This is a genomic window from Verrucomicrobiales bacterium, from assembly GCA_016793885.1.
GTDB lineage: Bacteria > Verrucomicrobiota > Verrucomicrobiia > Limisphaerales > UBA11320 > UBA11320.
On the sequence record JAEUHE010000264.1, the window covers coordinates 1 to 11856 of the forward strand.

At 56.6% G+C, this 11856-nt stretch carries 12 protein-coding genes and 1 tRNA gene; 12 read left to right on the forward strand and 1 reads right to left on the reverse strand.

From position 1 onward, the window contains the following. The first annotated feature begins 281 nt into the window (after window positions 1-281). The 10 genes from JNN07_28640 to JNN07_28685 all read left to right on the forward strand — a co-directional run bounded on the left by JNN07_28640 (window position 282) and on the right by JNN07_28685 (window position 7672). A complete protein-coding gene (locus tag JNN07_28640; GenBank protein ID MBL9171732.1) occupies window positions 282-707 on the forward strand; it encodes a hypothetical protein in 426 nt (141 codons plus the stop codon). 483 nt (window positions 708-1190) lie between these two features. Continuing rightward, window positions 1191-1346: a hypothetical protein gene (locus tag JNN07_28645; protein ID MBL9171733.1), complete on the forward strand. Its 156-nt coding sequence runs from the start codon at window positions 1191-1193 to the stop codon at window positions 1344-1346. A 69-nt stretch (window positions 1347-1415) separates the two neighbouring features. Continuing rightward, a complete protein-coding gene (locus JNN07_28650) occupies window positions 1416-1730 on the forward strand; it encodes a hypothetical protein (GenBank protein ID MBL9171734.1) in 315 nt (104 codons plus the stop codon). A 126-nt stretch (window positions 1731-1856) separates the two neighbouring features. Continuing rightward, window positions 1857-2102: a hypothetical protein gene (locus JNN07_28655; protein ID MBL9171735.1), complete on the forward strand. Its 246-nt coding sequence runs from the start codon at window positions 1857-1859 to the stop codon at window positions 2100-2102. A gap of 147 nt (window positions 2103-2249) precedes the next feature. After that, window positions 2250-2585, forward strand: coding sequence for a hypothetical protein (locus JNN07_28660; GenBank protein ID MBL9171736.1), 336 nt, complete (start codon window positions 2250-2252; stop codon window positions 2583-2585). A gap of 108 nt (window positions 2586-2693) precedes the next feature. Then, window positions 2694-3119, forward strand: coding sequence for a hypothetical protein (locus JNN07_28665; GenBank protein MBL9171737.1), 426 nt, complete (start codon window positions 2694-2696; stop codon window positions 3117-3119). Between the two features lie 178 nt (window positions 3120-3297). Continuing rightward, the gene (locus JNN07_28670) at window positions 3298-3831 is read left to right on the forward strand and encodes a DUF1905 domain-containing protein (GenBank protein ID MBL9171738.1); all 534 of its coding nucleotides are present in this window, start codon (window positions 3298-3300) and stop codon (window positions 3829-3831) included. A 246-nt stretch (window positions 3832-4077) separates the two neighbouring features. Further along, window positions 4078-5049, forward strand: a complete 972-nt coding sequence (gene pelA / locus JNN07_28675) for a pectate lyase (GenBank protein MBL9171739.1) — start codon at window positions 4078-4080, stop codon at window positions 5047-5049. Between the two features lie 876 nt (window positions 5050-5925). After that, the gene (locus JNN07_28680) at window positions 5926-7200 is read left to right on the forward strand and encodes an acetylxylan esterase (GenBank protein MBL9171740.1); all 1275 of its coding nucleotides are present in this window, start codon (window positions 5926-5928) and stop codon (window positions 7198-7200) included. A gap of 250 nt (window positions 7201-7450) precedes the next feature. Next, a complete protein-coding gene (locus JNN07_28685) occupies window positions 7451-7672 on the forward strand; it encodes a hypothetical protein (protein ID MBL9171741.1) in 222 nt (73 codons plus the stop codon). Window positions 7673-8074: 402 nt separating this feature from the next. Here the strand turns inward: JNN07_28685 and JNN07_28690 are convergent. Next, a tRNA-Asp gene (locus tag JNN07_28690) sits at window positions 8075-8151 on the reverse strand. A gap of 349 nt (window positions 8152-8500) precedes the next feature. Between JNN07_28690 and speA the strand changes: the two genes are divergently transcribed. Then, window positions 8501-10441, forward strand: a complete 1941-nt coding sequence (speA, locus tag JNN07_28695; protein MBL9171742.1) for a biosynthetic arginine decarboxylase — start codon at window positions 8501-8503, stop codon at window positions 10439-10441. A gap of 43 nt (window positions 10442-10484) precedes the next feature. Further along, entirely contained in the window at window positions 10485-11207 is a 723-nt protein-coding gene (locus JNN07_28700; protein ID MBL9171743.1) for a hypothetical protein, read from the forward strand. Window positions 11208-11856 lie beyond the last annotated feature (649 nt).

Consider the following 11856-nt stretch of genomic DNA (forward strand, 5'->3'; position numbering starts at 1 on the left):
GTGACGAGATGCCATTTGGCGTAAAGTTTGGCGGCGTGTGGCGAACTCATCGACGGACCGAACGTGGTCATGATGAGGAATCGTATTTGTATCTGGCAGACGACGGAAAAGTTGGGATTCTTGTCACCTTTAGGCCATGAGGGGCGCGTCGAACCAGATCGTCGACCGAACCGCCGCCAGCCTCGGGATTCCGGATATGATGATCATCACTGTACCCATCACTTCGTCGATCGCCCTCTTACGGCGGCGGTCTGTCACGATTGATCGTTAGCCGACTCCGTATGTCCACTCCCACGCAGGATCAGATTGATGTGTTCGGCACACTCGATGAGCGGGAGGCCTGCAAACACTTCCTTGGGAAGACGGTGGATGAGGCGGTCCGTCTGTTCGAGGACAATGCGCTCTTCTACCAGGAGGATCTCATGTTCATGGGGCCGGTGGCCTTCCAATACTACGTGCCCGCCTTCGTGCGGTATATCGACTCTGCAGTTGGGGATTCGGACGCTGTCAACTGCTTCGTTGGTCTGCTGGAGCATCGGTTGAGCTACGATACTCAGTCTGTACTCGGTCTCGCCTCGCAGCTAGGGGCAGCCTGCAAAGCGATCCTGACTCGGTATGAAGATTACCATGTGACGGAGGAGATCTACGGAGATCTCCGTCCTCGATATCGAGCGATCCTGTCCCGACTCGAGGCCCCCACCGGCTAACAAGCCCAGTGGAGAGCAACAGCCCTTAGCCCTCGAGATGTTCACATGAGTTTAGGTTCTGAAGTCACAGGTCTGATGTGGGCGCGTTCTCGTTCGACGGGCTATGCCTCACTGGGGAGTCGTTAGCCAGCTTCAATCGCCATGAGCAAACGAGATACAAGAAGGCAGAACAAGTTGACCGCGAGTGTGGGCATTGCTCTGTTCATCGTTCTCCTGCCGCTGATCATAGTTTTGGTCACACTTCATTTTGCAACCAGTTTGTCCCTTTACGTTGCGATTTGGTGTTGCTGGTGTTCGCGAGGGCGTGATGTTTTGCTCATCTATTCCGACAGTCCGATTTGGCGTGATTATGTTGAGGGCCAAATCCTCCCCAGACTGGGACAGAGAGCGGTTATCCTCAATTGGTCACACCGTGGTCGGTGGCGGCGTAGTTTGTCCGTTCTCGCGTTTCAGCATTTCGGTGGCTATCGGAATTTCAATCCTATGGCGATTGTCTTTCGACCATTCCACCTCGCGCGGCATTTTCGTTTCTACGAGCCTTTCTGCGACTTCAAGTGCGGCAAGACCGAGGCGGTCAGCAATATGGAGAGAGAGCTTTATACTTTTCTCGAGGATACTTCTGTTCGGCGAGCTGGCTAACCAGCTCACTCGAGTGAACGCTCGACAAGCTCGCGTCACTCAGTTCGAAATTCGTTCGGCGGCGTAGCTATGAACAACATCCGGCTCATTGTTGCGGTTGTGATCTTGCTCTTTGCGGCTTACATCGTCGTGATGAATTGGAGCTGTGTGATTATCAGCCTCCGGAACAAGAAGCGCGGGATTAACCGCTATCATTCCACTGTCCCCCTCCTGTCGTTGATGATCACGTATCTGGCTTATATTATGTATCCCTGGCCGTGGATGATGGTGGTTCCTCTTCTCGACATCGCCAACTGGATCATGCTGTGGGCCCCTTTGTGGTGGATTCGAGAAATCCGCAGGAGGAAAATCGCCGAACAAGCCACTCGATCCAACAGCCCTTAGCCTTCGAGTTTTTCACATGATCACCCTTCCCTCATCTCTGGTTTCGTCCGAGTTGGTTCTCGGTCGGCGGGCTGTGGATCAGCGGGAGCGTTGGATGGCGGACGTAGCGCATCACTTCGTATCGATATGAGAGCCTTTGCGATGAGTCTGATGGTGATAGGCTGCCTGACCAATCTCATTGGCGGGATTATGATCTTAGTCGTCGCCAAGCGAGTGAGCGCTCTGTGGTTCATTGGGTGTCTTCTATCCATCGCCATGCCCATTTTTGTCGTCGCCTACTGGCAGGTCGCCAGGAGGGCATTTCTGATCTGGCTGGCAGGAGCTCTAGCTGCTGGACTGGCCTCGATGATGGTTCCGGATCTCTGTTGTTGAGCTGCGACATCCAACCACCCACTCGATCCAACAGCCCTTAGCCTCCGGGTTTTTTACATGATCAGCATTACTACATCCCTTGCTTCGTCCGAGGTGGTTCTCGGTCGGCGGGCTGTGGATCAGCGGGGTCGTTAACTGGAAACTGCGATGCGATTGGTGAAGACCTATGCGGTGACTGCTTACGGACTCGGAGTTCTGGGTGCCATCACTCTGGGGAGTCTGTTGAACCCGGCCTACGATGACGGGCTGTTGGGATTCTTTTATCATTTCCTTCTCGTGCCGGTGCTGGGTTTCATGTTTTACGTCCCGCATGAGATCATATTCTCGATTCGTAACGGAGTAACAGGTGCGGAGCAGAATTTCATCAGTGTGTTGATCGGTCTCTGTTTTTGCCTTGCTGTCGATCGATTTCGAGGCTGGCGTCGAGGGCAGCGTGAAGGAAAGCACCGGCCCAACGATCGCACTCGATCCAATAGCCGTTAGTCTCCGGGTTTTTCACATGATCACCGTTCCTGCATTCCGGGTCTTGACCGAGTTGGCTCTCGGTCGGCGGACTCTGGATCAGCGGGGACGTTGGGCGGCGTTAACGCAATGAACATTCGAACACGCAGGTTCTTCGGGGTCGTTGCCGGCTTATTGGTGGTCAGCGTCGGCTTGTTCCTGTGGCACATCGCCTCGCCGCGCATCGTCGCTCGAGCGATTACTCCCGAAGGCATCGAGATGTGCATTGTTCAGAGGTGCAATTGGACCGGTGAGCCATTCACGACGAGTTTTGTTTTTCGGAAGCCTGGAGGTCGGTGGGGTTGGTTCTATTATGACCATCAAGACTCCTACTGGGGGAGCGGGCACGCCTTAATCAACACCAATACCACTTTGGCAGTTTTCTACCGCGGAAGTTCCCCAGCCGTATCGTTCGACTGGGCCGCCCAGACGTACACGCTTCACCGATGGAACCGCACGGATACCGGTCCGGAGTGGATGCCAGCGGGATGGTCCCCGCAAGTATCAGTTCGCTGATCAAAGCCGACGCACGTTGAGATTGATTCGGTGCTTACCAATTCCACTCCTAAAGGACGCGATGAGGAAACGGAGGAAGCACAAATACACAACTTCTCTCTTCCCGGCGGACCTCGCGTCCTTTGCGGACTTCGCGGTTCAATAGTCCGCGGATTTGTTCCCGAACTCACCTGCTCCCATGGAACGCTTCACTGCCCCATTGCTCCGGCCAGCTGACGGAGGAACTGATGGTTCTTGGTCTTTTGTGCTTTTGCCAAAGAAGGCGAGTCAACAACTTCCACGACGAGGAAGGTGCACGGTCGAAGGGACCATCAACGGGCACCCATTCCAGGCGACACTCGATCCGGATGGTCAGCTCGGTCACTGGCTCAAGGTCGATGAAGAGTTAAAGAAAGCAGCAGGCATTCAGGTCGGCGATAGAGTTACGTTAGAGATCGAGCCGGTCACGCAAGAACCCGAGCCTGCCACTCCGCCTGACTTCCAAGCAGCGCTTCGAGCCTCCCCGAACGCTGAAAGAACCTGGCGCGACACGACGACCATCGCACGGCTCGATTGGATTCATTGGATCACCTCTGCCAAGCAGGCTAAAACGCGAACCAAGCGAGTGAACGATGCGGTTGAGATGCTGGCGTCCGGGAAGAAGCGTGTTTGCTGCTTCGATCCTTCCGGATTTTACAGCAAGGCATTCCGCGCACCCGAGCCTGCCGAATGAGCCGAGCGACACCCCGACCCCATGTCGAGGGGCGCGGGTGATCGATAGTTCCGCTACCAGCATCCTCGGCTCGCTCCTTCTTTTCCGCCTCCACCCTGCGTTAGCCAAGGCAACTCAACCCTTTTGTTCCAGATGATAGGGAGCCCCATTCATTCTCTCGAATTCCCGAAGTGGGCGGTTCTGACGATTGGCTTTCTTGTTTTAGGCGCGCCATGGACACGAGCGCGCCCGCGTGATTTTCTCAAGATGCCGGCTTCCTGGTTCGGGCAGGAGGAATCCAAGCGCATCGCCCGGAATATCCTCTCCTACCAAACGGAGCCTGGCGGATGGCCGAAGAATCTATCGACTACGGACAAGCCTTATGAGGGGAGGCTGGAGACGCTTCAGCCGACTTACGACAATGGGGCCACCACCGACGAGTTACGGTTTCTAGCGCGCACTCATGTTGCGACCCGAGACCTGAAACATCTGTCGGCTTTCTTCCGTGGCCTCGACTATGTCCTGGCGGGGCAGTATCCCAACGGGGGATGGCCTCAACATCACCCTCCGGGTCAGGGGTATCACCGGCACATCACCTTCAACGATCAGGCGATGGTCCGGCTGCTGGAGTTTATTCGCGAGGTGGCAGAGGACGATCTCTACTCCTTCGTGGACGACGCTCGACGAAAGCGATGTGCCTCTGCCTTTGACCGAGGAATAGGATGCATTTTCAAGTGTCAGATTAGGATCGGAGATAAGCTTACAGTTTGGTGCGCGCAGCACGACGAAATCGACTGCCGGCCAAGACCTGCACGCACCTTCGAGTTGGCGACTCTGAGCGGCTCGGAGTCAGTGGGAATTACCCGGCTGCTGATGAGCCTTCCCGATCCTTCACCGGAGGTGGTGAAATCGGTCGAAGCGGCGGTGGCATGGTTTAGGTTTGGTAGGCTCACGGGGCTCCGCCTGACCACTGTTCAGGATAGCAAGGGACCTAAGGGACTCAACAAGGTGGTGCTAGTGGACCCGACTGCTCCCCCTATCTGGGCTCGATTCTATGACCTTCACACCCAGAGCCCAGTCTTTGTCGACCGAGACGGGATAGCGAAGTCCAGGCTTGAGGACATTGGATACGAGCGCAGGAACGGATATGCTTGGTATGGCTCTTGGCCGGAAAAGCTGCTGGAGGTGGAGTTTCCCGAGTGGCGTGGACGCCACCGCCAACTGCAGCCTCCTCGATGAACTTCTGTCACTGCAAGGAGGCCGAGGTATGGCCTGCCTGCCTCGTGAAATTCGTGGTTAACCCATGGCCGGTTTAGGCTAGCAGGCGATCGAGGCCACTGGGCTCGTAGCCCGCTCCTTACGCCTGATTTTTACGAATCCGATAACTCCCATCCTCATCCTGTGCATCGTCGCCTCCTTTACTGCGACGGCCGACGATCCCATCAATACCCATTCCCAAGGCGCTACGAATCAATCAATTGCCCTGGCATTAAGACCTCTCCAAGGAATTTGGAAGGGGGTTCAGGTGGATGATTCGTCGCAACAATCGATTACCATCGCGATCACCGGCGATGCCCTCCATTTTCACCGGGACACGAACTTTTGGTTTAAGACGACCGTTACACTGCCCGCAGCCACAAACCCAAAGCAGTTACACGCTACGATCCGAGCTTGTCCCCCATCACAAAGCGATAGCCTCGGCCAAGTGGTTAGGGCCTTTTTTAAGGTTGAGGACGACAAGTTGACACTTGCCACGATAGGGGACGATGTCGATGAAACGCCTAAGAGCTTTGACGCCGCTGGGACTCGCTATGAACTCCGGAAGGTTCAACCCCAACGGAAGAGTGTCCAGCCATCCAAAGACCAATGAACACAATTGCTTATGGGTGGGGGAGCCAGTTTCCTAAACCGCCCTACGGATTAAAGCCAACGTACGTATGAAATAATCGGGAAGCGTCTTCATGCCAAAACAGCACACTTCCTTTCAGTCTTACGGATTAAAGCCAACGTACGTATGAAATAATCGGGAAGCGTCTTCGTGCCAAAACAGCACACTTCCTTTCAGTCTTACGGATTATACCCAACGTACGTATCAAATAATCGGGAGCCGCCCTCATGCTGAACCAGAACTCCTCTCCTCTTCCCTCACGCCGCGAGTTTCTCTCCACACTCGGAGCTACGACCCTGGCTGCCTCCCTCGTTCAACCCGGCTCTGCTGCGGAAGCCAGGGACGTCGGAGTGTCGGATGTCCGCCGCGAACTTCAGGCGAATGGCTCCGATCTGGGCTCCCTCTGGCCCGAGATTCAAGGACTCGCCGATGCCAACTCCTTCGCCGATTCCTACCTGAGCGGCCGATTCCAGAGCTTTGCGGAGTTCCAGTCGACCGCTCGAAACAAGCTTCTCGACGTGCTGCTCTACCGTCCGGGACCCGTCGCCCCAGCCCCGGAGCTGATTGATCGGGTCGATTGCGGTGATTACTTCCGGGAACGGATCCGATTTTCGACGGCTCCCAATCGTCGCGTGCCGGCCTATGTGCTGATTCCCAAGGGCCTGACAGGACCGGCTCCGGCCGTGGTCGATCTTCACTCCCACGGCGGAATGTTCCTGTTCGGAAAGGAGAAGGTCATGGACCTGGGAATCAACCATCCGGCGATGACTGCCTATCATCAGGAGAACTATGATGGACGTCCTACCGCCACCGAGTTGGTGCGACGCGGGTTTGTGGTCATCACGATTGATGCTCTCATGTTCGGCGAACGGCGGGTGATGATGGATGCGGACCTGGGCGCGGGGTGGGACCGGTCGCAGTATTCACTCGAGCAGGTGCGGAAACTCAACCTGCAGTGTCGCAGCAAGGAGAGCACCCTGGTTAAAGCCTTGACGTTCGCTGGCTCGACTTGGCCGGGGCTGGTCTTTTGGGATGATCTCCGGACGGTCGACTATCTGGCATCTCGTCCCGAGGTGGACGCGGGTCGTCTGGGCTGTTTGGGTATCTCGATGGGCGGCTATCGGTCGATGTTTCTATCCGCGCTCGACTCGCGAATCCGAGCGGCCTGCGTGGTCGGCTTCATGTCCACCGTGCAATCCATGATTCGCGCCCACCTCGACACCCACTCGTGGGTGCATTTTCTCCCCGCACTACATCGCTCCCTGGATTGGCCTGATGTGGCATCACTAGCGGCGCCACGTTCCCTGCTGGTGCTTCAATGTTCTCGCGATGGACTATTTCCGTTGGCCGGGATGAAGGACTCGGTGGAGCAGATCGCCACTGTGTATGAGCGTGCCGGGGTGAAGGAGAAGTTCACCGGGCGGTTCTATGACGAGCCGCACCGGTTTACTCGGCAGATGCAGGAGGACGCCTTTGGTTGGTTCCGTCGCCAGTTGAGCTGAGAAAGAAAAGGAACCGAATCATTTCGTCAGTACGTTCGCCGACGGGTGGCACGCCTTTCAGGGTGCTGTTTATTGGGGGGCCGAGAGACCGGGGGTGTCGCTGCGCTCCACGCCCCGGCTAATCTCTTTGAACCCTGCGGGTTCTCGGCGGTGGATTCAGGGGCTCGCCCGGAAGTGATCACATCTAGAAAGGGGAGGCGTGTTAGCTCTGACCCTTGATTTTGCCACTGGAGGTGCCCTAAAAACGAGCATGGCCAAGCCCAAGCGGAAACTGACGCCTGCGCAGAAAAGAGCGCGACGTAAGAAGAAAAAAGAGTTCATGACCATTTTCATCAACGGGAAGCAGAAGAAGGTAAAGCGTCCCCCCACGATCGATGGAATGCCGGTGGAAGAGTTTATCCGAAGGAATGCAGATCCGATTTGGCTTCATCAAAACGAAATGTGGGAATATCTGGAGCCTGGCGGCTTATGACAAACAAGCATCGCATCTATACGGTCAGTGTCTCCAGCGTTTATCCCTAGCAAGGCGGGACCTGGGTGACGAATGGGTTCACCCAGGGTGCTGGTGAAGCTCCAGCGGTGGGAGACGGTCTCCCTCGTGTTGGAGACAGCCGTTCCCTGGGAGCGGCCGCACTTCTTCTTTCGCTTCCGGAGGGATTGAATCGATGTGGGACCTTCTAGAATTTATCTTGGAGGCCTTGGACTTACTCCGGTTCTGGCGCTTTTGGATTCCCACCCTATCGCACTCCGATCGATTTAATGATTCGTCCGGAGGAAGTTCAACTGCTCGGCGAGGGTAAGGTTCCTCAGATAGCCGGCATCGGTGCATAAGCTGCCCGTCCTGATGGAGGGGGATGGGACGTGGACAGAAAAATGGCGGGAGCGGCGGGGCTCGAACCCGTAACCTCTGCCGTGACAGGGCAGCGCTCTAACCAATTGAGCTACGCCCCCGCTAAGGGGAGCCAAAAGGTAAGTGACACCGGCTTTCTCGTCAACGGGTTTGTGTGGATTTTTTCCCGGGGCGGGTTTCGTTCGGTCGTACGGAGTTGCCAGTTCCGCCTTTGGCCCAATCCGCGCCGCACTACTGAAGGGATTGGGCTTTAAGCGGTCCCTTGGCGCTTGATGATCATGGAAACCCTGGATCCTATGTCGGTGGGCCGATCTGTGCACCTTCGGTCGGCCGTTGGATAGTTCCCCGCCTCGCCTGGAAGGATCCCCCCCTCGATCCGCAACTTCGTTGTTTCTTACGTTGAATTCTCTCGGCGCGTTCCTAATATGCGGCACGTTTTACGAACCTGACATGAATGATAGCGCCGTTGCCGCACCGGCTTGGAGCGTGGAGGATGCACGCCAAATGTACAACATCTCCAGATGGGGTGCGCGTTACTTTGACATCAACACCGCCGGACGCGTCGTTGCCACTCCTCTCCAGGATGCTGGGGCAGCGGTTGACCTGACGGATATTATTGAGGAAGCCCGGGGCCGAGGGCTTCGGTTTCCGCTGTTGATCCGTTTCCAGGACATCCTCCGCCATCGGGTGGAGAGCATCAATGTCGCCTTCCGCACGGCGATCAAGGAATTCAACTACCAAGGTCGCTACCGTGGGGTGTTTCCCATCAAGGTGAACCAGCTGCGCGAGGTGGTGGAGGAGATTCTCGATGCCGGCAGGCCTTTTCAATTTGGTCTGGAAGTCGGCAGCAAGCCGGAGCTGTTCGCCGGGCTGGCGCTGCAAAACCAGCAGGATGGGCTGATTATCTGCAACGGCTACAAGGACGCCCAATTCATCCGCATGGCACTGCTCGGCACCAAACTCGGCCGACGCGTGATCATGGTGGTGGAGAAGATTGAGGAACTGAAGCAGATCATCGGGATCTCACGTCAGCTCTCGGTGGAACCGATGATCGGCATTCGCGCCCGGCTCATGAGCAAGGGGGCGGGCAAGTGGGCGGAGAGCGGCGGGGAAAACGCCAAGTTCGGTCTGAGCACCGCGGAGCTGCTCGATGCCACGGCGCTGCTTCAGGCGGAAGGGCTGGGACACTGCTTCAAGCTCCTGCATTTCCACATCGGCTCCCAGGTACCCGACATCCTCACGGTGAAGAAGGCGGTTCAGGAATCGGCACGACTCTACTCCAAGCTCTATAAAATGGGCTTTGCCATCGAGTACATGGACGTGGGCGGCGGGCTCGGAGTGGACTATGACGGCAGCCGATCCGCGTTTGACAGCTCAGTGAACTACTCCCTGCAGGAGTACGCCAATGACATCGTCTACTACATCGCCGACGTTTGCAATGTGGAGAAGGTTCCGCACCCCGAGATCGTGAGCGAGAGCGGCCGGGCGATTGTGGCGCATCACAGCGTGCTCATCGTGGAGGTGTTTGGCACCATCGAGAAGAATCGGCCGAGTCCCAATCTGATATATGGGGAGGACGAGCATGCCTTGGTCAAGGAGTTGCTCGATATTCGCCGCAATCTGCCGAAGCTGAACAAGCTGGAGGCCTACCACGATGCTTTGGAGCGCAAAGAGGATGCGCACCAGATGTTCACTCTCGGGCTGCTGGAGCTTCCGGACAAGGCCAAGATCGAAAGCCTCTTCTGGGAGATCGGCGAAGCGGTGGTCGGGACGTTCAAAGGCCAGTCCTATATTCCGGAGGAAATCCGGAAGCTGGAGGATTTGCTGGGCGACCAATATCTCTGCAATTTTTCCGTATTCCAGTCGCTGCTAGATCATTGGGCACTGGGACAGTTGTTTCCGATCATGCCGATCAACCGGCTCGATGAGCGTCCCACGCGGGAGGCCACCTTGGTCGACATCACCTGCGATTCGGACGGCCAGATCAACAAATTCATCGATCTTCGTGACGTCCGCGACACCCTGCCGTTGCATGCGTTGCGTCGCAACGGCGCCGTGCAGGAACCATACTATCTGGGCTTTTTCCTCATGGGTGCCTACCAGGACATCATGGGGGACCTTCACAATCTGTTTGGTCGCGTGAACGAGGTTCATGTGTTTCTCGATCCGGACGAGGCCTCGGGATATTACGTCGAGGAGATCATCGAGGGTTCCACCGTGGTGCAGACGTTGTCCGCGGTGCAGTACGATGAGCATGAGCTGAAGCGCCAAATGAAGGCGCAGATTGATGAAGCGATCAAATCCGACCGCATGAAGCCCTCCGAGGCCATGCGCTTACTGGATGACTACGAGCGGGGTCTCAAGGAGTACACCTACTTGGGGATCCAGTGATCGCGTAGAGTCCTGTTCGCTCCATGGATGAACTTCGAGTGTCATGCTACTGATGGAACCAGCCCGGAAGTTGCAGGCTGACAGCGTCCGCCCTGAGACGCCTCGTGAGCCTGCCTTGATGGCCGCCTTGGGCCAGTTGCTGCGCGGGCTTTCGGCTTTGTTTTGGGGGCTTCCGATCGTGCTCGTGACGGCGGTTCAGGCCGCCAAGGCCGAGCTGCCACGCAGCCTTCATCTCTGGGCAGTTCTGGCCGCCTTTGGTTTGATTCTCTACGGTGTTCACCTCATGTCGTGTTTCCAACCCCAAGAAAGGGTGTGGCAGTTTGCGGTGGATCGAGTTCGCATCGCTTCGCTCATCAACTTGGGCCTCTCTCCCTTTGTGGTCTGGTGGAGCCGGTTTCCGGGTGAGTTTGCTTTTCAAGTGATGGTAGATTGCCTGGTGATCGGTTTCCTGTTTTTCCTGATTGAGATGAATCCGTTTTTGGATCGGCTCGTGGCGATGCTTCCGGATGAAGCCATGCGGCAGGAGACCCGTTTCTTTACCCGCATCAATCGGATGATTCTGGTGCCGATTTTCGGAATCGCGGCCTTCTATTTTCTGATTCTCCGCCTGGAACCCTCTTTTCCGGTCATCAGCCCTTGGTTCGCTTTTCTATCGGAGGGTGGCCTGTGGGGAGTGTTGTTCCTGCTGCTTCTCCCCATCGCCATGACCATGGCGCTGGTGTGGAAGATCAAGGAGACCATCTTCCACAGCGTGTTTGGTCGCTAGCCCCGCGAAGGGCCGGCACCAGAGCCTAGCTCTGGTGCCGGCCCTCCGCGGGGCTCAGAGTCACTGCGTGCGGGGGGGCATCACCATGCCTTGAGTGGTTGATCCAAAGGCGGTACTTGATGAACCACGGATTGAACGGATCGCACGGATGGGGAAAGATTTAAACGGACCACCTCATCAGTCCGAAAGGCACTGCAACCCCCGCGTTGAGGAATGTTACCAACCTTTCTTGAGTCGGGTGATGCAAATCTCCGAAGCCGGTGGCATCGCTGCGCGATGCTCCGTACTTTTAACAGTTCCGGGGGTGCGAGCACCCCCGGCTAGATCTCTTTGAACCCTGCGGGTTCGGGTCCTGCCGGCAAAGTGTGAAACGCTGGCATCGCCCAGCTTGTGCAGGGGGCTGCGTCGAGGAGAGCCGACGTGGTGACGATCGCTTGGAGGCCCTTGCGGAGTTGCCCTTTTGTTATCCTGACCCTGGGGCAGGAATGGGCTCGAGTGGAAATCAGAACTATAGTGAATGACAGAAGTCATTTCCGAATCGAGCAATTGGACGCGGTTTTGGTCGGATCATCGATGAAGCTCTTGAGGGCTTTGCAAAGCCGATCGGAGAGTTCTTGCGGAGTTTTGGCAATGAAGTCCCAGAACCAGT

Excerpts from the sequence above, each read along its gene's own strand:
- JNN07_28640 (MBL9171732.1), top strand. The coding sequence starts at position 282 with ATGTCCACTCCCACGCAGGATCAGATTGATGTGTTCGGCACACTCGAT.
- JNN07_28645 (MBL9171733.1), top strand. The coding sequence starts at position 1,191 with ATGGCGATTGTCTTTCGACCATTCCACCTCGCGCGGCATTTTCGTTTC.
- JNN07_28650 (MBL9171734.1), top strand. The coding sequence starts at position 1,416 with ATGAACAACATCCGGCTCATTGTTGCGGTTGTGATCTTGCTCTTTGCG.
- JNN07_28655 (MBL9171735.1), top strand. The coding sequence starts at position 1,857 with ATGAGAGCCTTTGCGATGAGTCTGATGGTGATAGGCTGCCTGACCAAT.
- JNN07_28660 (MBL9171736.1), top strand. The coding sequence starts at position 2,250 with ATGCGATTGGTGAAGACCTATGCGGTGACTGCTTACGGACTCGGAGTT.
- JNN07_28665 (MBL9171737.1), top strand. The coding sequence starts at position 2,694 with ATGAACATTCGAACACGCAGGTTCTTCGGGGTCGTTGCCGGCTTATTG.
- JNN07_28670 (MBL9171738.1), top strand. The coding sequence starts at position 3,298 with ATGGAACGCTTCACTGCCCCATTGCTCCGGCCAGCTGACGGAGGAACT.
- pelA (MBL9171739.1), top strand. The coding sequence starts at position 4,078 with ATGCCGGCTTCCTGGTTCGGGCAGGAGGAATCCAAGCGCATCGCCCGG.
- JNN07_28680 (MBL9171740.1), top strand. The coding sequence starts at position 5,926 with ATGCTGAACCAGAACTCCTCTCCTCTTCCCTCACGCCGCGAGTTTCTC.
- JNN07_28685 (MBL9171741.1), top strand. The coding sequence starts at position 7,451 with ATGGCCAAGCCCAAGCGGAAACTGACGCCTGCGCAGAAAAGAGCGCGA.
- speA (MBL9171742.1), top strand. The coding sequence starts at position 8,501 with ATGAATGATAGCGCCGTTGCCGCACCGGCTTGGAGCGTGGAGGATGCA.
- JNN07_28700 (MBL9171743.1), top strand. The coding sequence starts at position 10,485 with ATGCTACTGATGGAACCAGCCCGGAAGTTGCAGGCTGACAGCGTCCGC.